Source organism: Streptomyces venezuelae, from assembly GCF_008642315.1.
GTDB lineage: Bacteria > Actinomycetota > Actinomycetes > Streptomycetales > Streptomycetaceae > Streptomyces > Streptomyces venezuelae_D.
Window position 1 is genome coordinate 6,630,255 of record NZ_CP029192.1, and the last position, 24,103, is coordinate 6,654,357.

Here is a 24,103-nt window from a genome sequence, read left to right on the forward strand (position 1 = left end):
ACGCCGAAGGGCCGCCGGATCACGTGATCCGGCGGCCCTTCGCGTTCCCGGGCCCGGCCGCGACACGGTCACTTCCTGCGCGCCAGTGCCAGGACCCGCCGGGCCCCCTCCACCACCGCCTTGTCCACGAAGCGGCCGTCCGGCAGGGCCAGGGCGCCCTCGTCCGACGCGGCCGCCTTGGTGATCTCCTCCGCCCGCTCGATCTCCGCGGGGGTGGGGAGGTAGGCCCGCTCGATCACGGGGAGCTGACGCGGGTGGATCGCCGCGCGGCCGAGGAAGCCGAGGGTGCGGCCCCGGGCGCAGGACGCGGCGAGTCCGGCGAGGTCGCGGATGTCCGGGTGGACCGACTGCGCGGGCGGCGCGAGACCTGCCGCCCGTGCGGCGACCACGACGCGGGAGCGGGCCCAGTCGAGGCCCGTGTCGTCGCGTACGCCCAGGTCGGCGCGGAGATCGGCCTCGCCGATGGAGATGCCGCGCAGGGCGGGGTGCGCGGTGGCGATGGCGAAGGCGTGCTCCAGGCCGAGTGCGGACTCGACGAGGGCGTGCAGGGCGGGGGCGCCGCCGTCGGCGGGGACGGCGCGTTCGGCGACGCGGATGACCTCGGCGCGGGTGGTGACCTTGGGCAGCCGCAGCCCGGCCACGCCCGGAAGCGGGGCGATGGCGCGCAGGTCGGCCTCGGCGAGGGGCCCGTCCAGGGCGTTCACGCGCACGTGGACGGGCAGCGGCTGCGGCGACGAGAGGAACTCGACGGTCGCGGCGCGTGCGTACTCCTTGCGGTCGGGGGCGACGGCGTCCTCCAGGTCGACGATGACGGCGTCGGCCCCTGCGAGGAGGGCCTTGGCGACGACGTCGGGGCGGTCGCCGGGGGCGTAGAGCCAGGTGAGGGGGGAGGGGGTGGTCATGGGGCGCCCTCCTTGCGGGGTGGGGCGGTGGTGTTGTTCGGTGCGGCGGCCTTTGCGTCGGCCCTTGCGCGGTCGGCCCTGGTGGTCGTCTCGGGGTGGTCATCGGGGGCGTGCGGCCTGGCGTGCGGGGAGGGGGTGGTCATAGGGCGCCCTCCTTGCGGAGGGTGGTGATGTCGTCGGGGGTCAGGCCCAGTTCCGTGAGGACCGCTTCCGTGTCGGCGCCGTGGGGGCGGCCGGCCCAGTGGATCGCGCCGGGGGTCGCGGAGAGGCGGAAGAGGACGTTCTGCATGCGCAGGGGGCCGAGTTCCGGGTCGTCGACCGTCGTGAGGGTGTCGAGGGCCGCGTACTGGGGATCGGCCATGACCTCGCGTACGTCCTGGATGGGGGCGACCGCCGCCTCCGCCGCCTCGAAGGCCTCGATCACCTCGGCGCGGCTGTGCTGCGCGATCCACGCGCCGACCGCCCCGTCCAGGACGTCCGCGTGGCGGGCCCGCTCCGCCCCCGTCGCGAACCACGGCTCCGCGATCAGGTCCGGGCGCCCGACCAGACGCATGAGCCGTTCCGCGATCGACTGGGCCGAGGTGGAGACGGCGACCCACTTGTCGTCCGCCGTGCGGTAGGTGTTGCGCGGCGCGTTGTTGGTGGAGCGGTTGCCGGTGCGGGGCTGTACGTGGCCCAGCTGGTCGTACCAGAGCGGCTGCGGGCCGAGGACCGTGAGGATCGGCTCGATGATCGCCATGTCGACCACCTGGCCCTCGCCGGTGCGGTCGCGGGCGGCGAGGGCCGTCATCACCGCGTACGCCGTCGCGAGGCCCGCGATCGAGTCGGCGAGGCCGAACGGCGGCAGGGTCGGCGGCCCGTCCGGCTCACCCGTGATCGCCGCGAAGCCGCTCATGGCCTCGGCGAGCGTGCCGAAGCCGGGACGGCGCGAGTACGGGCCGAACTGGCCGAACCCGGTGACGCGGGCGAGGACGAGGCGCGGGTTGGCCGCGCTCAGCTCCTCCCAGCCCAGTCCCCACTTCTCCAGCGTGCCGGGGCGGAAGTTCTCGACGATCACGTCGCTGGTGGCGGCCAGGCGCAGCAGGGTGGCGCGGCCGCCGGGCGTGGACAGGTCGAGGGTCGTCGTGCGCTTGTTGCGGCCCAGCAGCTTCCACCACAGGCCGACGCCGTCCTTGGAGGGGCCGTGGCCTCGGGAGGGGTCGGGGCGCGTGGGGTGTTCGACCTTGATGACCTCCGCGCCGAAGTCGCCGAGCATCGTGGCGGCGAGGGGGCCCGCGAAGAGCGTGGCGAGGTCGAGGACGCGGAGCCCGGTGAGAGGGGCGGGTTCGGGGGCCGTATGGGTGGTCATGATGTCGTGCCTGCCTCGTCGTCGATCTCCTTGCGGCACGGCATGGACGCCGATGCCCCCGGGCGCTGTACCGAGAGTGCCGCCGCCGCGGACGCCCAACCCAGCGCCTCCGCAACGGAGTTGCCCTCGGCGAGCGCCACGGCGAGCGCGCCCGCGAACGTGTCGCCCGCGCCCGTGGTGTCGACCGCCGCGACCTGTCGGGCGGGCACCGTCACGGGCTCGGTGTCGCGCGAGGCGTACAGGCTGCCGCGCGAGCCGAGGGTGACGACGACCTCGGGCACCTGGGAGAGCAGTGCGCGCGCGGCGGCGTGCGGGTCGTCGGCGATGCCGGTGAGGGTGGCGGCCTCGTGTTCGTTGGGGAGCAACAGGTCGACCGCGGCGAGGAGTTCGGGCGGCAGGGGCTGGGCGGGTGCGGGCGTGAGGATGGTACGGACGCCGTGGCTCCGGGCGGCCCGCGCGGCGGCGAGCACCCCGTCGAGCGGCACCTCCAGCTGAAGCATCAGCGCGTCGGCGGAGGCGATCAGGCCCTCGTCGCCGGGGGCGAGCGCGGTGACGGTGCCGTTGGCGCCGGGGATCACGACGATCGCGTTGCCGCCCTCGTCGTCGACGACGATGTGCGCGGTGCCGGTGGGCGCCTCGACGGTGCGCAGGGAGTCGGTCTCGATGCCGGAGTGTTCGAGGGCGGACCTGAGCTGCGCGCCGTACGCGTCGTTGCCGACGGCTCCGATCATCGAGACGGTGGCGCCCGCGCGGGCCGCCGCGACGGCCTGGTTGGCGCCCTTGCCGCCGGGGACGGTGCGGAACTCGCGGCCCGTCACGGTCTCGCCGCGCCGCGGTGCCTCGGTGACGTACGCGACGAGATCCATGTTGGCGCTGCCGAGGACGGCGATGTGGGGCGTGGGGGTCATGAGGGGGGTGCCTCCCGTGTGGAGAGTTCGGTGGTGAGGTCTGCCAGGGCGTCGAAGCCGATGCCGTTGAAGTCGCCCACGGAGGTGGCGAGCCGGTTCTTGAGGGGCGCCGTCCACCGGTCGGGGAGCGCGTCGGCGCGGCCGGCGAGCAGCCCGGCGACGGAGCCCGCGGTCGCGCCGTTGGAGTCGGTGTCCCAGCCGCCGGACACCGCGCGGGTGATGGAGCCGGTGAAGTCGCCGTCGGCGTGGGTGAGCGCGGCGGCGAGCAGGGCGGCGTTGGGGACGACGTGGACCCAGTGGTGGGTGCCGTGGCGGGCGTGGAGGTCGTCCACGACGTCGTCGAAGTCCGCGGTGTCGTGCGCGAGTCGGACTGCGTGGCGGACCGCGTGGGCCAGCCGCGACTCGGCCGGTACGACGGAGAGGCCCGCGTCCAGGCAGGCGTGGACGTCGGCGCGGCCGCCCGCCGCCGCCGCGATCGTGGCCGCGGTGAACATGGCGCCGTACACGCCGTTCTCCGTGTGGCTGAGCACGGCGTCGCGGCGGGCCTGTCCGGCGGCCGCGCCGGGCGCCCCGGGGTTGGTCCAGCCGTGCACGTCGGCGCGGATCAGGGCGCCGATCCACTCGCGGAACGGATTGCGGTGGGTGGCGGTGTGCGGGGGCTCGATGCCCTGGAGAAGGTTGCGGTAGGCGACGCGTTCGGCGGTGAAGGTGCGGCCGGCGGGGAGTTCGTCGAGCCAGAGCCGCGCCACGTCGTCGGTGGTGAAGCCCTTGCCGTGGCGCTGGAGCAGGACGAGGTTGAGGAGCGGGAAGTTGAGGTCGTCGTCCTCGGGCATGCCGTCGATGTTCTCGGCGAGGGAGGTCGGCGCGGAGCGGCGGTTCCAGGGGTACGCGGCCTTGAGCCTCGGCGGGACGCCGCGCTCCGTGAACCAGGTGGTGAGCGGCCAGTTGCCGGTGGCCTTGGCGAGGCTTCGGATGCCGTCGAGGGGGAGCTTCTCCACGGGTTTGCCGAGGAGGCAGCCCGCGGCCCTGCCGAGCCAGGCGGCGTGCAGGCGGTCGCGCAGTCCGGCCGCCTCCGACGCCCCGGCCGTGGGGCCGGGTCCGGGTTCGGCGTTCGGCACGGGGATGTCCGGCCCGCCGTGCCACGGGGGAGGGCGCAGCTCGTCCAGGAGCCGCTCGGCGAGGAGGCGGAGGCGGGCCGGTGCCGGAGCCGGGGACGCGCCCGCGGTCGCCGGGGCCCTCTCGCCGCCCGCCGTCAGCCAGCGGCAGCGCACCGCCGCCACGTCGCGCCCCTCCAGCTCCGCCTGGCGCAGCTCGTGGCCGACGAGGTCCTCCGGCTGGACCCAGGTCAGGCGGATCACCGTTCGGCCCCCGCGGGGGCGCCGGCCGTCAGGGCCGCGAAGGCCGCCTCGTGGGCGCGGCGCCGCCCGGTGTCACGGGCGAAGATCTCCCGCGCCACCTCGGTCAGGGCCGCCGCCGGTGCGCGCAGGTCGAGGCGGCTGGCCTCGGCGACCCGCACGGACCAGTCGTCGGGCACCGCCTCCTCGCCGTGCAGCGCGCCCACGATCGCGCCGCTCATCGTCGCGATGGAGTCGCAGTCGCGGCCGTAGTTGACGGACCCGAGCACCGTGCGGCGGTAGTCGGACCCGCCGACCAGGAGCATGCCGAGGGCGACGGGGAGCTCCTCGATGGAGTGCAGCCGGGAGGGGCGGCGGGCGCCGAGGGACGGGGCGCGGTAGTCCGGGCCGACGGTGTCGAAGGGGGCGACGGCGGCGCGGACGGGGGCCAGCGCCGTCTCGAACTCCCGGTGCCGCACGGCGACTTCGGCCACCGCCTCGATCGCGGCGCGCGTGCCGTCCTTGGCGAGGGCGAGGCATGCCTCCACCACCGACTCCGGGGTGGCGCCCGGCGTGCAGGCCGCCGCGACCGCCGCCGCGAAGACGCCGGCCGCCTCCCTGCCGTACGACGACTGGTGGGCGCCCGCGACGTCGAGGGCCTCGCCGTACGCGGCCCTCGGGTCGGCGGCGTTGACCAGGCCGACCGGCGCCATGTACATCGCCGCACCGCAGTTGACGATGTTCCCGGCCCCGGCCTCCCGCGGGTCGACGTGGCCGTAGTGGAGCCGGGCCACGAGCCACTTCTCGGCGAGGAAGATCCGGTGCAGGGGCAGCGCGTCGGCCTCCAGCTCCGGGATCCAGCGCGGGGTCGTCATCAGGTCGGGGACCAGGTGGTCGGCCACGGCGTAGGCGTCGAGGTGGTCGCGGACGGTCGCGTACACGCGGACCAGCGCGTGCGTCATCAAGGTGTCGTCGGTGACGTGTCCGTCGCCCTTGTGGTACGGCGCGATGGGCCGGGCGGTGCGCCAGTCGTCGCCGTTCCAGGGGCCGACGATGCCGTGCACGCGGCCGCCGTGCCGCTCGGCGATCTGCTCGGGCGCGTACCCCTCGACGGGGCCGCCGAGCGCGTCGCCGACGGCGGCGCCGACGAGGCAGCCCGTGACGCGGTCGGACAGCGAGGGCTCAGGGTGCGCCGTCGTGTCCGCCGGAACCGGTGAGGTCGATTTGGTTGTCATGGACGTCATGTCGGGATTGTCCACCTGGGGTGGCCCGTTCCGCGTCTGCGAGGCGCCCGGCGAGTTCCACCAGGTCGGTGCCGGCGAGCCGGGGGAGCGCGCAGCCCGACAGGGCGCGGCAGGCGTCGCGCCAGGCGGCGGGGATCGCGGCCGCCGTGCCGAGGACGCCGGTCAGCGCCCCGGCCAGCGCGGGCGCGGAGTCCGCGACGCGCGACAGGCACGCGGCGGCGGGCACCGCCTCGCCGATGCGGCCGCGCGCCGCGGTGGCCAGGGCGAGGGCGACCGGCACGGTCTCGGCGGCGGCGATGCCGTAGCTGTAGACGTGGTCGACGATCTGGTGCTCCAGGAACGGTACGAGGGCGAAGGCGCCGTCCTCCTCCGGCTGGGCGCGGGCCGTCTTCACGGCGTGCCGGGCGTTCCTGCCGATCTCCGTGTGCTCCGGGAGCTGGTCGAGCGCGCGGTCCACGGCGGTGTCGACGTCGGCGCCGCCGAGCGCGGCGGCGACCGCGGCGGCCATGGCGCGGGCGCCGTGCACACCGTCGCCGTCCTGGGTGTAGCGGGCGTCGAACTCCGCGAGACCGGCGGCCCGTTCGGGGTCGCCGGGGTGGACCAGGGCGAGCACGCAGGCCCGTACGCAGGCCGCGTCGTCGAAGTAGTGCGGGTTGTCGTGACCGGTGGCGGGCGGGCGCAGGCCCGTGGCGAGGTTGCCGAGACCGGCGCGGACGGAGATGCGGGCGCGCAGGGGGAGCACGGCGGACTCGACCTCGGGGGCGCGGTCCGCGGCGGCGGCGATCTCGGCGGCGAGGGTGGTCCAGGCGAGGTCGAGCGCGGTCCGTACGTCCAGGTGGTCGTTGCCCGGTCCGGCGCGGAGTACGGACTCCGCGGTGAACGCCGCCCATTCCGCGTCGTCGGAGGGGCCGAGGCGGAGGGGTTCCGGGGGCTGGTTCAGGGCGATGGGGACGGGGAGGGTGGTCGTGGCGTTCTGCTCGGCGAAGGTGTCGAGCTCGCGGGTGAGTCGCCGTGTCCACTCGGGCATGCGGGATGCCCTGTGGCGGGCTGCGGGCCACCCTGCGGCGTCGCCCGCGGCCAGGCCCAGCAGTAGCGCTTCGGCGTGGGAGCCGTTGCGTTCCGGGGCGCTCCCGTATGTCGCAGCCGGCACCGGGGGCTGTGCCCACCCTCCCCCAAGCTCTCGGCCGCGCTCGCGCAGGGGGGACCCCCATCGCCCTGCGGCACGCCTGCCCACAGGGGTGGCGGCTTGCCCGGCCGCGGTGGTAGCGGCGGTGCCGCCGAGAGGGGAGGGGGTCGCGGCGGCAGGCCGGCCGTTCACCGTGTCTCTCCGTCCGGGGTCAAGAGGTCCGCCACGTCCAGTACGTGGTGGCCCCTCATCGACGGCAAGCACGTGCCCCGCGCCGCGGCGATCGCCGTCGACCAAGCAAGGGGGATCGCCGAGGCGCCGCACGTCGCGCCGGAGAGCGCGCCCGCCACCGCCGCCGTCGTGTCCGCGTCCCGGCCCATGTTCACCGCGCAGAGCACCGCGTCGCCGAAGTCCCCGCGCGCCACCGCGTACGCCCCGAAGGCGAGCCCGACCGCCTCCGGCGCGAGGTCCGTCCAGGGGTAGCCGCCGATGACCACCGCGGAGCGCACCGCGCGTTCGCCGCGGTCGGCGACCGCCACCGCGCGGCGCAGGGAGCGGGATGTCCAGGAGTCCTCGGGGATGACCGCGAGGGCCGCCGCCACCACCGCCTCCACCGGGGCGCCCGTCATGGCCGCGGCGACCCCCGCCGCCACCGCCCGGCCACCGTAGATCCCCTCGCCGTCATGGCTGACGGAGCCGTCGATCGCGACCAGGCGGGCCGCTTCGTGCGGGTCGCCCGCGGCGAAGACGCCGAAGGGCGCGGCCCGCATCGCGAGACCGTCGCTCCACGCGTGCCGGTGCTGGGCGGAGATCGGCGCGGCGAGGCCCCTGCGCAGGTTCTCCAGGGTGCCGCGTTCGCTGAAGCCCGCGCCGCGGAACGGGCCCTCGTCCAGGTCCGCGATCCACTGGTGCCACGCCTTCTCGACGTGCGCGACCGTGAGCGCCGACCCGTGCCGGGCGAGGAGCAGGCCGGAGAAGATCGCGTACTCCGTGTCGTCCGTGCCCGCCGGGTGTTCGGCGACGTATCCCGTGATGCGGCCCCAGCGGCGGCGGATCTCGGACGGTTTCATGTTCTCGGCGGGCGCGCCGAGCGCGTCGCCGACCGCGAGGCCGAGCAGCGCGCCGCGCGCCCGCTCGCGGAGGTCGTCGGCGTCACCTGGCGCCGGGACCGAGGGAACGCATGCGGTGGACGCCATGCCGTGCCTCCCTTGGGTGCGGACCGCGGCGGCCGCCGACTGAGGGCGGACCGCTGGAAGCGGTGCTTGGAGCATCTCTGCCACGCCGGGCGCTCAAAAGAGCATGCCTGAGCTCAGATCACCCCTTCGCGCCTCCCGGGGGTGCGGAACGAGGTGCCCGGGTGGACCCTTGGCCGCCTCGTCCGCCCCTCGTCCGCGGCGCGTTTTCGCAGGTAAGTACGGCCTTCCTTGCTGGCGGGAGATTTTTTTCGCGCGTACTTTCGAGGTCGTCCAACACGTACGAGGGGGCTCACCATGGCGATCATCGAGACCGAAGCGGCACTGCACGAGGCGCACCGCGACAACCACACCCACCGCGATGTGAACGGCGGCTGGCTGCGCCCGGCGGTCTTCGGCGCGATGGACGGCCTCGTCTCCAACCTCGCGCTGATGACCGGCGTGGCCGGCGGCGCCGTCTCGCAGCAGACCATCGTCATCACCGGGCTGGCCGGGCTCGCCGCAGGCGCCTTCTCCATGGCCGCGGGCGAGTACACCTCCGTGGCCTCGCAGCGCGAGCTCGTCCAGGCCGAGCTGGACGTGGAGCGGCGCGAGCTGCGCAAGCACCCTCAGGACGAGGAGCGGGAGCTCGCCGAGCTGTACGTGTCGCGCGGCGTCGAGCCCGGCCTGGCCCGCGAGGTCGCCCGCCAGCTGTCCAAGGACCCCGAGCAGGCCCTGGAGATCCACGCCCGCGAGGAGCTCGGCATCGACCCGGGCGACCTGCCCTCGCCGACCGTCGCCGCGGTGTCGTCCTTCGGCTCGTTCGCGCTGGGTGCCCTGCTCCCCGTACTGCCGTATCTGCTGGGCGCCACCGTGCTCTGGCCCGCCCTGCTGCTCGCGCTCATCGGGCTCTTCGCCTGCGGTGCCGTGGTGGCCAAGGTGACCGCGAGGTCCTGGTGGTTCAGCGGTCTGCGGCAGCTCGCGCTCGGCGGGGCGGCCGCCGGTGTGACGTACGTCCTGGGCAGCCTGTTCGGTACCGCCGTAGGATGAGCCATTGCAGGCCTATGCGGGACCTTGCATAAGTAGTCGTTACTCGACGGTTTCGACACCGTGATCACGGGGCATGAGCCGTAAGCGCTGCGGGCAATGAGGCCTGTGCCGCGCCGGGCCTTCGGTCATGGATCTGCCCGCAGAGGTCCCCCTCGTACCGCTCCCACCTTCACGAGCGGTGTCCACATGGTGGAATCAGCTATCCGCTTTTCGAGAAGCGTTCCATCATGTAATCTGCACGAAATTTTGCCAGGGCCAACGTCGTCCCTTGCCACATGTAGTTGCCCCGACGACGACGGGAGTGCCGATGCGTACCCACGCCTGGTCGCCCATGGACGGTCGCCCCGCCCCCCAGGGCATGTACGACCCCCGCAACGAACACGACGCCTGCGGTGTCGGATTCGTGGCCACCCTGACCGGTGTGCCCAGCCATGAACTGGTCGAACAGGCGCTGACCGTACTGCGCAATCTCGAGCACCGCGGCGCCACCGGCTCCGAGCCGGACTCGGGTGACGGCGCGGGCATCCTGCTCCAGGTTCCCGACGCCTTCCTGCGCGAGGTGGCCGGATTCGAGCTGCCCGCGGCCGGCGCCTACGCCGTCGGCATCGCCTTCCTGCCGGTCGACACCGCCGGAACCACGGACGGCGCCGTCTCACAGATCGAGACGATCGCCTCCGAAGAGGGCCTGACCGTCCTCGGCTGGCGCGACGTGCCCGTCGCCCCCGAACTCCTCGGCGCCACCGCCCGCTCGACGATGCCCGTCTTCCGGCAGATCTTCGTCGCCGACGGCGACACCGAGGGCCTGGAGCTGGACCGCAAGGCGTTCGTGCTGCGCAAGCGCGCCGAGCGCGAGGCGGGGACGTACTTCCCCTCCCTGTCGTCCCGCACCATCGTCTACAAGGGCATGCTGACCACCGGCCAGCTGGAGCCGTTCTTCCCCGACCTGTCCGACCGCCGTTTCGCCACGGCCGTCGCGCTCGTCCACTCCCGCTTCTCGACGAACACGTTCCCGAGCTGGCCGCTCGCGCACCCGTACCGCTTCGTCGCGCACAACGGCGAGATCAACACCGTCAAGGGCAACCGCAACTGGATGCGGGCCCGCGAGTCGCAGCTGGCCTCGGAGCTCTTCGGAAACGAGAAGCTGGAGCGGATCTTCCCGATCTGCACGCCCGACGCCTCCGACTCCGCGTCCTTCGACGAGGTGCTCGAACTCCTCCACCTCGGCGGCCGTTCGCTTCCGCACTCGGTCCTGATGATGATCCCGGAGGCCTGGGAGAACCACGCCTCCATGGACCCGGCGCGCCGCGCCTTCTACCAGTACCACTCCACGATGATGGAGCCCTGGGACGGCCCCGCCTGCGTCACCTTCACCGACGGCACGCAGGTCGGTGCCGTTCTCGACCGCAACGGTCTGCGCCCCGGCCGCTACTGGGTCACCGACGACGGCCTCGTCGTCCTCGGCTCCGAGGTCGGCGTCCTCGACATCGACCCCGCGAAGGTCGTCCGCAAGGGCCGCCTCCAGCCCGGCCGCATGTTCCTCGTCGACACCGCCGAGCACCGCATCGTCGAGGACGACGAGATCAAGGCGGGCCTCGCCGCCGAGAAGCCGTACCAGGAGTGGCTGGAAGCCGGCGAGATCGAGCTGTCCGACCTGCCCGAGCGCGAGCACATCGTGCACACGCACGCCTCCGTCACGCGCCGCCAGCAGACCTTCGGCTACACCGAGGAAGAGCTCCGCATCATCCTCGCGCCGATGGCCAAGACCGGCGGCGAGCCGCTCGGCTCCATGGGCACGGACACCCCCATCGCGGCCCTCTCCGCCCGCCCGCGGCTGATCTTCGACTACTTCACGCAGCTGTTCGCGCAGGTCACCAACCCGCCGCTGGACGCCATCCGTGAAGAGCTCGTCACCTCGCTGCACAGCTCGCTGGGCCCGCAGGGCAACCTGCTCGACCCGACGGCGGCCTCCTGTCGCTCGGTCACCCTGCCCTTCCCGGTGATCGACAACGACGAGCTCGCCAAGCTCATCCACATCAACGCCGACGGCGACATGCCCGGCATGAAGGCCGCGACGCTCTCCGGCCTCTACCGCGTCGGCGGCGGCGGCGACGCCCTCGCCGCCCGCATCGACGAGATCTGCACCGAGGCCGACGCCGCCATCGAGGCCGGCGCCCGCCTGATCGTGCTCTCCGACCGGCACTCCGACGCCGAGCACGCGCCGATCCCGTCGCTGCTGCTCACCGCGGCCGTCCACCACCACCTCATCCGCACCAAGCAGCGCACCGAGGTGGGTCTGCTCGTCGAGGCGGGCGACGTCCGCGAGGTCCACCACGTGGCCCTCCTCATCGGCTACGGCGCCGCGGCCGTCAACCCCTACCTCGCGATGGAGTCCGTCGAGGACCTCGTCCGCGCGGGCACGTTCCTCGAGTCCGTCGACGGCGGCGCCGAGCAGGCCATCCGCAACCTGATCCACGCCCTCGGCAAGGGCGTCCTGAAGGTCATGTCCAAGATGGGCATCTCGACCGTCGCCTCCTACCGCGGCGCGCAGGTCTTCGAGGCCGTCGGTCTCGAAGCGTCCTTCGTGGAGCGGTACTTCAGCGGTACGACGACGAAGATCGGCGGCGCCGGACTCGACGTCGTCGCCCAGGAGGTCGCCGCCCGGCACGCCAAGGCCTACCCGGCCTCCGGCGTCCCCTCCGCGCACCGCGCGCTGGAGATCGGCGGCGAGTACCAGTGGCGCCGCGAGGGCGAGCCGCACCTGTTCGACCCGGAGACGGTCTTCCGCCTCCAGCACTCCACGCGCGGTCGCCGCTACGACATCTTCAAGCAGTACACGGGCCGCGTGAACGAGCAGTCCGAGCGCCTGATGACGCTCCGCGGGCTCTTCGGCTTCAAGTCGGGCCGCCAGCCGATCTCCATCGACGAGGTCGAGCCCGTCTCGGAGATCGTCAAGCGGTTCTCGACCGGCGCCATGTCGTACGGCTCGATCTCCCGCGAGGCGCACGAGACCCTCGCCATCGCCATGAACCAGCTGGGCGGCAAGTCCAACACCGGTGAGGGGGGCGAGGACCCGGAGCGCCTGTACGACCCGGCGCGCCGCTCCTCCATCAAGCAGGTCGCCTCCGGCCGCTTCGGCGTGACCAGCGAGTACCTCGTCAACGCCGACGACATCCAGATCAAGATGGCGCAGGGCGCCAAGCCCGGCGAGGGCGGCCAGTTGCCCGGCCACAAGGTCTACCCGTGGGTCGCCAAGACGCGTCACTCGACGCCCGGCGTCGGCCTCATCTCGCCGCCGCCGCACCACGACATCTACTCCATCGAGGACCTCGCCCAGCTGATCCACGACCTGAAGAACGCGAACCCGCAGGCGCGGATTCACGTGAAGCTGGTCTCCGAGGTCGGCGTCGGCACGGTCGCCGCGGGCGTCTCCAAGGCCCACGCCGACGTGGTGCTCATCTCCGGCCACGACGGCGGCACCGGCGCCTCCCCGCTGACCTCGCTGAAGCACGCGGGCGGCCCCTGGGAGCTCGGCCTCGCCGAGACCCAGCAGACCCTGCTGCTCAACGGCCTGCGCGACCGCATCGTCGTGCAGACCGACGGCCAGCTGAAGACCGGCCGCGACGTCGTCATCGCCGCGCTGCTCGGCGCCGAGGAGTTCGGTTTCGCGACCGCGCCGCTCGTCGTCTCCGGCTGCGTCATGATGCGCGTCTGCCACCTGGACACCTGCCCGGTCGGCATCGCCACGCAGAACCCGGCGCTGCGCGAGCGCTTCTCCGGCAAGGCCGAGTACATCGTCAACTTCTTCGAGTTCATCGCCGAAGAGGTCCGCGAGCTCCTCGCCGAGCTCGGCTTCCGCTCCATCGAGGAGGCCGTCGGCCACGCCGAGCTCCTCGACACCGAGAAGGCCGTCAGCCACTGGAAGGCGCAGGGCCTCGACCTGGAGCCGCTGTTCCACGTGCCCGCGCTGCCCGCGGGCGCCGTCCGGCACCAGGTCACCGTCCAGGACCACGGCCTGGAGAAGGCGCTCGACAACGAGCTGATCAAGCTCGCCGCCGACGCCCTCGCCGCGTCCAGCGCGACGGACGCCCACCCGGTCCGCGCGCAGGTCGCCATCCGCAACATCAACCGCACGGTCGGCACCATGCTCGGCCACGAGGTGACGAAGAAGTTCGGCGGCGCGGGCCTGCCCGACGACACCGTCGACATCACCTTCACCGGCTCGGCGGGCCAGTCCTTCGGCGCGTTCGTGCCGCGCGGTGTGACGCTGCGCCTGGAGGGCGACGCCAACGACTACGTCGGCAAGGGCCTGTCCGGCGGCCGGATCATCGTCCGCCCGGACCGGGGCGCCGACCACCTCGCCGAGTACTCGACGATCGCGGGCAACACCATCGCGTACGGCGCGACCGGCGGCGAGCTGTTCCTGCGCGGCCGCACCGGTGAGCGCTTCTGCGTCCGCAACTCGGGTGCGACCGTGGTCTCGGAGGGCGTGGGCGACCACGGCTGCGAGTACATGACCGGCGGCCACGCGGTGGTCCTCGGCGAGACGGGCCGCAACTTCGCGGCCGGCATGTCGGGCGGCATCGCGTACGTGATCGACCTCGACCGCGACAACGTCAACGCCGGGAACCTGGCGGCCGTCGAACCCCTTGACGAGACCGACAAGCAGTGGCTGCACGACGTCGTGCGCCGCCACCAGGAGGAGACGGGCTCGACCGTCGCCGAGAAGCTCCTGGCCGAGTGGGACACCGCGGTGGATCGCTTCAGCAGGATCATCCCCAGTACGTACAAGGCAGTGCTCGCCGCCAAGGACGCCGCCGAGCGAGCCGGTCTCTCCGAGACCGAGATCACCGAGAAGATGATGGAGGCGGCGACCAATGGCTGATCCCAAGGGCTTCCTTAACCACGGCCGCGAGGTCGCGCAGACCCGCCCGGTCGGCGAGCGCGTCCAGGACTGGAACGAGGTCTACGTTCCCGGCTCGCTCCTCCCGATCATCTCCAAGCAGGCCTCGCGCTGCATGGACTGCGGCATCCCGTTCTGCCACAACGGCTGCCCGCTCGGGAACCTGATCCCGGAGTGGAACGACTACGCGTACCGCGAGGACTGGTCGGCGGCCTCCGAGCGCCTGCACGCCACGAACAACTTCCCGGAGTTCACGGGTCGGCTCTGCCCGGCGCCCTGCGAGTCGGCGTGCGTGCTCGGCATCAACCAGCCGGCCGTCACCATCAAGAACGTCGAAGTCTCCATCATCGACAAGGCGTGGGACGCCAACGACGTCAAGCCGCAGGCGCCCGAGCGGCTCTCCGGCAAGACCGTCGCCGTCATCGGCTCGGGCCCGGCGGGTCTCGCCGCCGCCCAGCAGCTGACCCGGGCGGGCCACACCGTCGCCGTGTACGAGCGCGCCGACCGCATCGGCGGCCTGCTCCGCTACGGCATCCCCGAGTTCAAGATGGAGAAGCGGCACATCAACCGCCGCATCGAGCAGATGCGCGCGGAGGGCACCAAGTTCCGCACCGGCGTGGAGATCGGCCGCGACATCGACGCGGCGAAGCTCCGCAGGCGCTACGACGCGGTGGTCATCGCCGCCGGCTCCACCACAGCCCGCGACCTGCCCGTCCCCGGCCGTGAGCTCAAGGGCATCTACCAGGCGATGGAGTACCTGCCCCTGGCCAACAAGGTCCAGGAGGGCGACTACGTCACCACACCCGTCTCCGCCGAGGGCAAGCACGTCGTCGTCATCGGCGGCGGCGACACGGGCGCCGACTGCGTGGGCACCGCCCACCGCCAGGGCGCGGCCTCCGTGACGCAGCTGGAGATCATGCCGAAGCCGGGCGAGGACCGTGCCCCGCACCAGCCGTGGCCGACCTTCCCCATGCTGTACAAGGTCACCTCCGCGCACGAGGAGGGCGGTGAGCGGGTCTACGCCGTCAACACCACCCACTTCGAGGGCGACGAGGACGGCAACGTCCAGGCGCTGCACCTCGTCGAGGTGGAGTTCATCGAGGGCAGGCCGACCCCGAAGCCCGGCACCGAGCGGAAGATCCCCGCGCAGCTCGTCACCCTCGCGATGGGCTTCACCGGCACCGACCGCGAGAACGGCCTCGTGGACCAGTTCGCCCTGGAGCTCGACGAGCGCGGCAACGTCGCGCGCGACGGCGAGTTCCAGACGAACGTCCCCGGTGTCTTCGTCGCCGGTGACGCGGGCCGCGGCCAGTCGCTCATCGTCTGGGCGATCGCCGAGGGCCGCTCGGCGGCGCGCGGCGTGGACCGCTTCCTCACCGGCGCCAGCGACCTGCCGGCCCCGATCCGCCCCACGGACCGCGCCCTGACGGTCTGACGGACCACCCCGTACGGTTGATCCCGTACGACCCCATATACGTCCCGTACAACGGCGTACGGAACTGAGCGACGCCCGCCTCGTCCCCGACCGGACCCGAGGCGGGCGTCGTGGCGTTTGGGGCTGTTTGTGCGACCAGAGCGTTGCGTGGTGCGCAATGCTATGAGCGTATGTTGCGTCACCCGCAACCCTCATTACGGTTCGGCCGCTTATACCAATGGGTCTAGACCGCCCCCGTCTGGTGTGACCACAATCGCTCCCACCAATCGGAACCTGGAGGGGGCCGGCATGAATCGACGTGTCATCGCCGCTGGTTGTATCGCCATGAGTCTCGGACTGACCGCCACGGCGTGCGGTGGGGATGACGGCGACTCGGGCGACAAGGCCACCGACGGCAAGGGCAAGACCCTCACCGTGTGGATCATGGAGGGGACCAACCCCGACGCGCGCCCCTTCTTCGAGGAGGCCGAGAAGGCCTTCACCAAGAAGACCGGCGCCAAGATCAAGGTCGAGTACCAGCAGTGGGCCAGCGCCCAGAAGAAGTTCACGACCGCCATCGAGGGCGGCGCGGACCAGGTGCCCGACGTCGCCGAGGTCGGCACCACCTGGGTGCCGCAGTTCGCCGAGACCGACGCCCTCGTCGACGTCACGGACGAAGTGAAGAAGTCCGGCCTGAACGACGACCTCGTCGAGGGCCTCAAGGACGCGGGCACGCTCGACGGCAAGCAGTACGGCATGCCCTGGTACGCGGGCGTCCGCTCGATCGTCTACCGCAAGGACATCTTCGAGAAGCACGACCTGAAGCCCCCGACCACGTGGAAGGAGCTCCAGGAGACCGCCAAGACGCTCAAGGAGAAGGAGCCGAAGCTCGTCTCCTTCCCGGTGGCGGGCGGCGCGGAGATGTTCGCGGCCCCCTTCATCTGGGGCGCGGGCGGTGAACTCGCCACCGAGTCCGGCGGCAAGTGGAAGTCAGGCATCAACTCGCCCGACGCCATCAAGGGCATCGAGTTCTACACGGGCCTCGCCACCAAGGACAAGGTCTCCCCGGCCAAGGTCAACACCTGGACCGAGAAGGAGGTCGGCGACGCCTGGAACAAGGGTGAGATCGCCATGGCCATCGGCGGCAACTGGACGCCGAAGGCCATCGTCGACAACAACCCGGACCTCAAGGGCAAGCTCGGCGCGGTGCCGATCCCGGGCCAGAACGGCGGCATGAGCAAGTCGTTCCTCGGCGGCTCCTACCTGTCCACCTTCAACACGGACAAGAAGGACCTCGCCTGGGAGTTCGTGAAGATGCTGACCACCGGCGAGTTCGCCGCCAAGTGGGCCGAGGAGACCAACTACTTCCCCGGCCAGAACTCCGAACTGAAGAAGATCGAGGCGAAGAAGGACCCGCTCGTCGAGCCCTTCGCCAAGCAGATGCTGGAAGCCGGCGCGACCGTCCCGAAGACGAAGTCGTACGGCGAGATCCAGGCCTCCAAGGTCATCCCCGGCATGGTCCAGTCGATCCTCACCGGCAAGGCGTCCGTGAAGGAAGCCGCGGACAAGGCGGCCAAGGACATGGACGCGATCTTCGCCAAGGACGAGTAGAAAAGGGCGAGTTCGGCACTGTGAAGGACTTACCGTGAAAGACACGCTCGTCAGCGGGGGGCCGAAGAAGATCCCGGCCCCCCGCGGCCCCCGGCAGCCCGACGGCGCCGCCGAATCGGCCCGCCGTCGCAAGAAGCTCATCACCCTCACCCGCCCCTGGCTCCTCCTCGCGCCCTCCCTCGTGGTCCTCGCGGGCCTGCTCCTGTGGCCGCTGATCCAGGTCGGCAAACTCTCCCTGCAGGACTACAAGGTCAAGTTCGGCGGCGGCGAGGCCACGTTCACCGGCTTCGACCACTACAGCGACCTGCTCACCAGCAGCCTGCTGTGGAAGACCGTCCTGCCCAACACCGTCTTCTTCGCCTTCGCCTGCGTCGGCCTCACCGTCGCGCTCGGCACCCTCGTCGCACTGCTCCTCAACCGCCTCGGCGCCACCTGGCGGATGATCTGCTCCATCGCGATCCTCGCCGCCTGGGCCATGCCGGCGGTGACGGGCACGTACGTGTGGATCTGGCTCTTCCAGCCGCAGGACGGCATGGTCAGCCAGATCGCGGGATCGGTCGGCCTGATCGACCCGGAGACCACCAACTGGTTCACCGAGCGCGTCCCGTTCTATGCCATCGCCACGCTCAACGTCATCCACCACGGTTTCCCGTTCGTCGCCATCACCGTCTTCGCGGGACTGCTGACGATCCCCAAGGAGCTCTACGAAGCCGGGGAACTGGACGGTGCCAACGCCTGGCAGCGGTTCTGGAACATCACCGTGCCGACCATCAAGCCCGTCTTCCTCGTGGTGACCATCCTCTCCACGATCTGGGACTTCAAGGTCTTCACCCAGGTGTACCTGCAACCCGGCGGCGACGGCTCCAACGAAGAGGTCTACAACCTGGGCGTCTTCTCGTACATCCAGGCCTTCGCCAAGAACGACTACGGCACGGGCGCCGCGGCCGCGGTCCTGCTGACCGTGCTGCTCCTGATCATCACCGTCGTCTACATCCGCACGCTGTTCCGCCAGGGGGAGGAGGACCTGTGACGACCCGCCGCACCACGCTCGCCTCGCGCATCGGCCTGCCGGCCGCGGTCGTCGGGCTCCTCCTCTTCACCCTGTTCCCGGTCTACTGGATGGTCTCCACGGCGCTCGACCCGAAGGCGTCGCTGCGCGGCTCGGACGTCCTGCCCAGCGGCATCAGCTTCGAGCACTTCGAGTTCGTCTTCGACAAGGGCAACTTCGGCACGTACCTGATGAACTCGGCGATCGTCGGCCTCACCACGATCGTCGCGGCCGCGCTGCTCTCGCTCTTCGCCGCCATCGCGGTGGCCCGGTTCAAGTTCCGCTTCCGCACCTCCGTGCTGATCATGATCCTGATCGTGCAGATGGTGCCGCTGGAGGCGCTCGTCATCCCGCTCTTCATCCAGATGCGGGACTACGACATGCTCAACTCCCTGCTCGGCCTGAGCATCGTCTACATCGCCCTCTCGCTCCCCTTCGCGATCTGGACGCTGCGCGGCTTCGTCGCCACCGTCCCCAAGGAGGTCGAGGAGGCCGCGTACATCGACGGGGCGTCCTGGCCGCGGATGTTCTGGTCGGTGCTGCTGCCCCTGGTCGCCCCGGGGCTCGTCGCCACGTCCATCTTCGCGTTCATCACGGCGTGGAACGAGTTCGTGTTCGCGTACACGTTCATGAAGGGCAGCGACAAGTACACGGCGGCCGTGGGCATCTACCAGTTCTTCGGTGAGAACTCCACGGCCTGGGGTCCGGTCATGGCCAGCTCCACGCTGGTGACCGTGCCGGTGATGATCTTCTTCGTGATCGTCCACCGGAAGCTCGGCTCGGGCCTGGCGGCGGGAGCGGTCAAGGGCTGAGGCATGCTCCGCCGCCGGAGTGGCGCCGCTATTGACTATTAGTCAAAGCGGCGCCACTCTCTGGTTCCGTACCCGGCCGACACGCCCTTCCGGGAGGCGAAGTGAGCACCGAAGCACGGGCACCGTACGAGCGACTCGGCTCCGCACTGCGTGACGCGCCACCACCGGCCTTCGAGCGGCTGGCCCCCCAGCAGCTCGCGGTGCTGGCCGACGCACTGGAGCGGCAGCGCGAGAGCCGCGCCGCGGGACTCAGCGAGGCGGCCGAGGAGGCACTCAAACTCGTGCCCGCCCTCGCCCGCGGCCCTGTCCGCCGCATCCTCTTCCGCTAGCCGGGCAACGCGAGAAGCCAGGAGTCAGGAGTCAGCATGGACAAGCTGCGCGGCAAGGCCGAGACCCTGAAGATCGCCCACCTGCTCGACGTCGAACCCGGCACTCTCACCTTCCTCCAGGACCTCCCCGTCGAGGACGTACGCCGCTTCCGCACCCAGACCGTCGCGGCCCTCTTCGACCGGGCCCCCGAGATGCTCGACCGCATCGCGTCGGCGACCAAGCTCGTGCCCGCCGGAGTCGCGGCCGCCATCTCCCAGAAAGCCCTCGGCCCGCGCCTGGCCGCCGCCGTCGCCGGACGCCTCGAACCCGCACGCGCCGCCGACATCATCGAGAAACTCCCGGTGACGTTCACCGCCGAGTCCTGCGCCCATCTCGATCCGCGCCGCATCGAGGGCATCGTGACCCGCCTCGACGAGAACCTGGTCGTCCGCATCGCCGTCGCCCTCGCCGAACGCGGCGACCACCTCACGATGGGCCGCTTCGTCGGCCACCTTTCCGACGCCGCGCTGCGCCGCATCCTGCCGCAGGTCGACGACGCGGCCGTGCTCGGCACGGGATACGTGATCGACGCCCCCGAACGGCTCGGCCACATCATCGACCTCCTGGGCGAGGAACGCCTGGCATCGATCATCGCCTCCGCGTCCGCACAGGGCCTGTGGCCCGAAGCACTGGCTGTCGCAGGCATGGTGACCGGCGCCCAACGCGCCCGCATCGCCTCGCTCACCGCGGCCCAGCCGCAAGACCACCTGGACACGCTCGTCCGCACGGTGGCGGAGCAGGACCTGTGGGAGTCCCTGCTGCCCTTGGTCGCCCTGCTCGACCCGGAAGAACGACGCACAGTGGCCGAACTGCCGTCGCTACGAGGCGAGGACGTCCTGGGCGGCCTGGTCCGCGCGGTCGTCGCCACGGCCCTGTGGGCGGAGTTCCTGCCCCTCGTGCACGCGCTGCCGGCCGACTCCCGCAAGACCGTCGCCGACACAGCGGGCACACTGCCCGCCCCCGACCTGGACGCCCTGGCCCGCGAGGTCGACAAACAGGACCTCTGGGACCTGGTCATGCCACTCGTAGAGCTGATGGACGACGCCGCGAAGACCCGCATCTTCGCGCTACCGGCATTCCAGGACCATCCGGAGCCGTAGAGACCCCCTCAGGGCCTACAGATCATCGCGGGCAGGCGGGCCCCACCTCAGGGGCGCGGGGAACTGCGCGCCCGGCCACGACGCACCCGCACTCGAATGCGTCGGCTCGCCGGCGGACAGAGGCGGGGTCGGCCTAGGGGGTCATCGCGGGCAGGCGGGCCCCACCTCAGGGGCGCGGGGAACTGCGCGCCCGGCCACGACGCAGCCGCACTCGAATGCGTCGGCTGGTCGGCGGACAGAGGCGGGGTCGGCCTAGGGGGTCATCGCGGGCAGGCGGGTCGTGCCTCAGGGGCGCGGGGAACTGCGCGCCCGGCCACGACGCAGCCGCACTCGAATGCGTCGGCTCGCCGGCGGACAGAGGCGTACCTGGCCCGGCCGGTCATCGCGGGCAGGCGGGCCCTACCTCAGGGGCGCGGGGAACTGCGCGACCAGCCACGACGCACCCGCACCCGGAAGAGCCCCCACGGTAGGCCGACCGGCGGCTGCCGGATCGATTCCGCGGCCCCGCGCGGGTGACACCGCGCATGCCCGGCGCACCGGACGGGGAGAGCCGTGCCGGGCCCGTCACCCACCGACGGGTCCGGCACCACCCCGCCACCGGACGCCCCCCGCGTCCGGCGCCACACGGAAACGGAATCCATGCGCCTCCGCCACACCCTCGCCGCCACCCTCGGCGCGCTCGCCCTCGTCGTCACCCTGCCGACCTCCGCGACCGCCGCCGACGGCGACTTCTCCTACAAGTTCACAGGACCCGACGGCACGCCTCAGTCGGCCACCCTCCACGACCCGGAGAGCCCCGGTTGCGTCACGCTCGCCGAGGTCGCCGACCCGGACGCCTCCGCGCCCGCGTTCGCCCCGCACAACGACACCGACACCTGGGTGATGGTGTTCACCGAGTCGGACTGCACCGGCGACTCCTGGACGCTGCGCCCGCACGGGCACCCCGCCACGGACCGCCTCAAGCTGCGCTCGGTGTACTTCACCGACCGCCACTGAGCCAAAGGGCCCTCACCCCGTCGTCGACCCGCCGTCCACGGTGAACTCCGCCCCCGTGACGTACGACGACGCGTCCGACGCGAGGAACAGCACCAGCTCCCCGACCTCCTCCGGGCGGCCCATCCTGCCGAGCGGCAGATGCGACCAGTCCCGCCCGGCGGAGGCGGCGGAGATCATCGGGGTGTCGACCGCCCCCGGATGCACGGAGTTGACCCGCACCCGGTACTTCGCCAGGTCCAGTGCGGCGGAGCGGGTCAGCCCCCGAAGACCGAACTTCGTCGACCCGTACGCCGCGTGCCCAGGAATGCCGACGAGCCCCGCCGTCGACGACACGTTCACGACCGACCCGCCGCCCGCCTCCCTCAGCGCGGGCAGCACCGCCTGGATGCCCAGGAACGGCCCCAGGAGATTGACCCGGATCAGGGTCTCGAAGTTCTCGTACGTCTCGTCCTCCACGGACGCCGTCCGCCACAGCGCGGCGTTGTTCACCAGGACGTCGAGCCGCCCGAACGCACCGAGCGCCCCCGCCACGGCCGACGCCCAGCTCTCCGCGCCCGTGACGTCGTGACGTACGAACAGCCCCTGCCCGCCCAGGGATCCGGCGACCTCGCGGCCCTCCTCCTCCCGTACGTCCGTCACCACGACCCGCGCCCCGGCCGCCGCGAAGAGCCGCGCCTCCGCGGCCCCCTGCCCGCGGCCCGCCCCGGTGATGAGGACGACCTTGCCGTCCAGGCCGTGGTTCATGCCATCCTCCGTACGTCCGTACGTGCCGAATCGGCATGTGTCTAGCAGTCATATGTGCAAGGTGGAAGGGCGGGGCGGGACATGGGATCCGCGATCAGTCTGCGCAAGGTGGAGGACTCGGCGCCGGCTCTGGTCAGCCTGTACAAGAGCGCCGGGGTCTCCCTGCGCAAACACGGCCTGGACGGGGCGCGGGCCGCCGTCTACCTCGTCGTCGACTACTCCGGTTCCATGAAGCCGTACTACAAGGACGGCAGCGTCCAGGCGCTCGCCGACCGCGTTCTCGGCCTCTCCGCGCACCTGGACGACGACGGGGTCGTGCCCACCGTCTTCTTCTCGACCGATGTCGACGCGGTCACGGACATCGCGCTGGACAACCACCGCGGCCGGGTCGACGAGATCGTCGCCGGGCTCGGACACATGGGGAAGACCAGTTATCACCTGGCGATGGACGCCGTGATCGACCACTACGTGGACAGCTGTGCCGGCGGTTCCACCGCGCCCGCCCTCGTCGTCTTCCAGACCGACGGAGGCCCCATCAACAAGCTCGCCGCCGAGCGCTATCTGTGCAAGGCGGCGAGGCTTCCCCTGTTCTGGCAGTTCATCGGCTTCGGCGACCCGACGAGCAAACAGTTCGACTATCTGCGCAAGCTCGACGAACTGGCCGTCCCCGCCAAGCGCCCGGTGGACAACGCGGGCTTCTTCCACGTGGGGGAGGACCCGCTCGCGGTGCCGGACGACGAGCTCTACGACCGGCTCGTGGGCGAGTTCCCCGCGTGGCTGGCCGCGGCGCGGGCGAACGGGATCGTGGGGCCCTAGTCCACCATGCGGTCGCGCAGTTGCAGGATCGTGCGGGCGTCGAGCCCGAGTCCCTTGGCCAGATAGCCGGAGAAACCGCCGTACCGCTGCGTCGCCTCGGTGAGGGCCGTGTCGAGGTAGTCGGCGCGGACCTCCTGGAGCGGGATGATCAGGTCCGGATTCTGCATCAGCCCGCCCTGCTTCAGCGCCTCGCGGAGCTTCGCGTCGTACGCGGCCCGGTAGGTGTTGGAGGCCAGGTAGTCGCCTGCGGCGGTCCGCTCGGGGACGCCCACGAGACGCAGCAGCAGGTACGTCGTCCAGCCGGTGCGGTCCTTGCCGGAGGTGCAGTGGTAGAGCAGCGGCGAGCGGCTCGCGGCGATGTCGCGCAGGGTCGCCGCGAACTGCGCGCGGTTGGCGGCGTCGGTGACGAAGGTGCGGTAGACGTCGCGCATGAACGCGGCCGCCTTTCCGTTGCCGAGCATCTCCTCCTGCTTGACCGGGTCCCGGGAGCCGATGGCGGTGAGGAGCTGGGTGAACAGGCCGTTGTCGGTGATCGGCCGCGAGGTGGGGGAGAGCCCGGCGGGCAGCCGGTCCACCCCGTCGTAACTCACCTCGGCGGGCACCCGGAAGTCGATGACCTTGGTCAGGCCGAGCTTCGCGACCGTGCCGAGGTCGGCGTCGGTGAGCTTGCTGAGGCCGTCGGCGCGGAAGACGCGTCCTTCGCCGACGCGCTCTCCGTCGTACGTCCGGTATCCACCGACGTCCCGGACGTTGACCGCGCCCTGGAGGGGGATCTGGCGGTCGGCGGCCACGGAGGCGGCGGCCGTGTGGCGGGGCGCCGTGGGCGCCGCGGCTTCCGAGGGGGCTGCCCAGGCGGGCAGCGTGCCCAGGGCGAGCGCGGAGATCGCCAGTCCGGTTGCGGTACGGGTACGAGCACGGGAGATACGCATCGGTTCGCCTTCCCAACGGCCTACCAAGCGATTGTTTGGCCGAAGGTAGCGATGTGATCTTGAGGGGGGAAGGGGCGTGCGCGAAGAGGTGCCGTGCGAGCGGGGCCGTGAGCATGTTAGGGTTATGTGTTGCAGTTTTGGTACCCATGAACTTTATGTGCGCCTGACGGGAATGCTCCGAGGGCGCATTATTGTTTTTCCGGTTCTCTCCGGTATGGGGGTCATTGCAGCGCTGGAGATTCGCAATTCGGTGTTTCTCCATTCACTGCCCCTGTTGAGG

20 protein-coding genes are annotated in these 24,103 nt (G+C 71.7%); 10 read left to right on the forward strand and 10 right to left on the reverse strand.

Translation table 11 applies throughout. From position 1 onward, the window contains the following. Window positions 1–68 precede the first annotated feature (68 nt). Genes DEJ48_RS29150 through DEJ48_RS29180 form a run of 8 tightly spaced genes read right to left on the reverse strand, consistent with a single transcriptional unit; the run spans window position 69 to window position 8,058 of the window. Window positions 69–902 carry an HpcH/HpaI aldolase/citrate lyase family protein gene (locus DEJ48_RS29150; protein ID WP_150219182.1) on the reverse strand — a complete coding sequence of 278 codons (834 nt, stop codon included), beginning with the start codon at window positions 900–902 and terminating at the stop codon, window positions 69–71. Then, window positions 899–1,045 (reverse strand): hypothetical protein, encoded by a 147-nt coding sequence (locus DEJ48_RS39865; RefSeq protein WP_190537667.1) that lies wholly within the window; start codon window positions 1,043–1,045, stop codon window positions 899–901. The genes DEJ48_RS29150 and DEJ48_RS39865 overlap by 4 nt, the downstream gene beginning before the upstream one ends. Continuing rightward, window positions 1,042–2,250 (reverse strand): CaiB/BaiF CoA transferase family protein, encoded by a 1,209-nt coding sequence (locus DEJ48_RS29155; protein WP_150219183.1) that lies wholly within the window; start codon window positions 2,248–2,250, stop codon window positions 1,042–1,044. The genes DEJ48_RS39865 and DEJ48_RS29155 overlap by 4 nt, the downstream gene beginning before the upstream one ends. After that, window positions 2,247–3,158: a ribokinase gene (rbsK, locus tag DEJ48_RS29160; RefSeq protein ID WP_150219184.1), complete on the reverse strand. Its 912-nt coding sequence runs from the start codon at window positions 3,156–3,158 to the stop codon at window positions 2,247–2,249. The genes DEJ48_RS29155 and rbsK overlap by 4 nt, the downstream gene beginning before the upstream one ends. Continuing rightward, window positions 3,155–4,516 (reverse strand): ADP-ribosylglycohydrolase family protein, encoded by a 1,362-nt coding sequence (locus tag DEJ48_RS29165; protein WP_150219185.1) that lies wholly within the window; start codon window positions 4,514–4,516, stop codon window positions 3,155–3,157. Before DEJ48_RS29165 ends, rbsK begins: the two co-directional genes overlap by 4 nt. Next, window positions 4,513–5,727: an ADP-ribosylglycohydrolase family protein gene (locus DEJ48_RS29170; protein WP_190538072.1), complete on the reverse strand. Its 1,215-nt coding sequence runs from the start codon at window positions 5,725–5,727 to the stop codon at window positions 4,513–4,515. Before DEJ48_RS29170 ends, DEJ48_RS29165 begins: the two co-directional genes overlap by 4 nt. Beyond that, window positions 5,675–7,054 carry an ADP-ribosylglycohydrolase family protein gene (locus DEJ48_RS29175; protein ID WP_411757493.1) on the reverse strand — a complete coding sequence of 460 codons (1,380 nt, stop codon included), beginning with the start codon at window positions 7,052–7,054 and terminating at the stop codon, window positions 5,675–5,677. Before DEJ48_RS29175 ends, DEJ48_RS29170 begins: the two co-directional genes overlap by 53 nt. Beyond that, window positions 7,051–8,058 carry an ADP-ribosylglycohydrolase family protein gene (locus DEJ48_RS29180; protein WP_150219187.1) on the reverse strand — a complete coding sequence of 336 codons (1,008 nt, stop codon included), beginning with the start codon at window positions 8,056–8,058 and terminating at the stop codon, window positions 7,051–7,053. The genes DEJ48_RS29175 and DEJ48_RS29180 overlap by 4 nt, the downstream gene beginning before the upstream one ends. Window positions 8,059–8,352: 294 nt before the next feature. Here DEJ48_RS29180 and DEJ48_RS29185 point away from each other — a divergent pair, with 294 nt between their 5' ends. The 9 genes from DEJ48_RS29185 (at window position 8,353) to DEJ48_RS29225 (ending at window position 21,334) form a co-directional block, all read left to right on the forward strand. Then, window positions 8,353–9,084 (forward strand): VIT1/CCC1 transporter family protein, encoded by a 732-nt coding sequence (locus DEJ48_RS29185; protein ID WP_150219188.1) that lies wholly within the window; start codon window positions 8,353–8,355, stop codon window positions 9,082–9,084. A 307-nt stretch (window positions 9,085–9,391) separates the two neighbouring features. After that, window positions 9,392–13,966, forward strand: a complete 4,575-nt coding sequence (gltB, locus tag DEJ48_RS29190) for a glutamate synthase large subunit (RefSeq protein WP_150219189.1) — start codon at window positions 9,392–9,394, stop codon at window positions 13,964–13,966. Then, window positions 13,959–15,419 (forward strand): glutamate synthase subunit beta, encoded by a 1,461-nt coding sequence (locus DEJ48_RS29195; protein ID WP_150219190.1) that lies wholly within the window; start codon window positions 13,959–13,961, stop codon window positions 15,417–15,419. Before gltB ends, DEJ48_RS29195 begins: the two co-directional genes overlap by 8 nt. A gap of 288 nt (window positions 15,420–15,707) precedes the next feature. Further along, window positions 15,708–17,009, forward strand: a complete 1,302-nt coding sequence (locus DEJ48_RS29200; protein ID WP_150219191.1) for a sugar ABC transporter substrate-binding protein — start codon at window positions 15,708–15,710, stop codon at window positions 17,007–17,009. A gap of 70 nt (window positions 17,010–17,079) precedes the next feature. Next, window positions 17,080–18,039, forward strand: coding sequence for a carbohydrate ABC transporter permease (locus DEJ48_RS29205; protein ID WP_150221469.1), 960 nt, complete (start codon window positions 17,080–17,082; stop codon window positions 18,037–18,039). Beyond that, window positions 18,036–18,869 (forward strand): carbohydrate ABC transporter permease, encoded by an 834-nt coding sequence (locus DEJ48_RS29210; protein WP_150219192.1) that lies wholly within the window; start codon window positions 18,036–18,038, stop codon window positions 18,867–18,869. Before DEJ48_RS29205 ends, DEJ48_RS29210 begins: the two co-directional genes overlap by 4 nt. A 101-nt stretch (window positions 18,870–18,970) precedes the next feature. Next, a complete protein-coding gene (locus DEJ48_RS29215; protein WP_150219193.1) occupies window positions 18,971–19,198 on the forward strand; it encodes a hypothetical protein in 228 nt (75 codons plus the stop codon). Between the two features lie 36 nt (window positions 19,199–19,234). Beyond that, window positions 19,235–20,338 (forward strand): hypothetical protein, encoded by a 1,104-nt coding sequence (locus DEJ48_RS29220; RefSeq protein WP_150219194.1) that lies wholly within the window; start codon window positions 19,235–19,237, stop codon window positions 20,336–20,338. A gap of 639 nt (window positions 20,339–20,977) precedes the next feature. Beyond that, window positions 20,978–21,334: a hypothetical protein gene (locus DEJ48_RS29225; protein WP_150219195.1), complete on the forward strand. Its 357-nt coding sequence runs from the start codon at window positions 20,978–20,980 to the stop codon at window positions 21,332–21,334. Window positions 21,335–21,346: 12 nt separating this feature from the next. On the opposite strand, the gene DEJ48_RS29230 is transcribed toward DEJ48_RS29225, so the two are convergent. Continuing rightward, entirely contained in the window at window positions 21,347–22,078 is a 732-nt protein-coding gene (locus tag DEJ48_RS29230) for an SDR family NAD(P)-dependent oxidoreductase (RefSeq protein ID WP_150219196.1), read from the reverse strand. Window positions 22,079–22,159: 81 nt separating this feature from the next. On the opposite strand from DEJ48_RS29230, the gene DEJ48_RS29235 reads away from it, so the two are divergent. Next, entirely contained in the window at window positions 22,160–22,894 is a 735-nt protein-coding gene (locus DEJ48_RS29235) for a VWA domain-containing protein (RefSeq protein WP_150219197.1), read from the forward strand. Here the strand turns inward: DEJ48_RS29235 and DEJ48_RS29240 are convergent. After that, window positions 22,891–23,823, reverse strand: a complete 933-nt coding sequence (locus DEJ48_RS29240) for a tyrosine-protein phosphatase (protein WP_150219198.1) — start codon at window positions 23,821–23,823, stop codon at window positions 22,891–22,893. The two genes, DEJ48_RS29235 and DEJ48_RS29240, sit on opposite strands and share 4 nt — an antisense overlap. Window positions 23,824–24,103 lie beyond the last annotated feature (280 nt).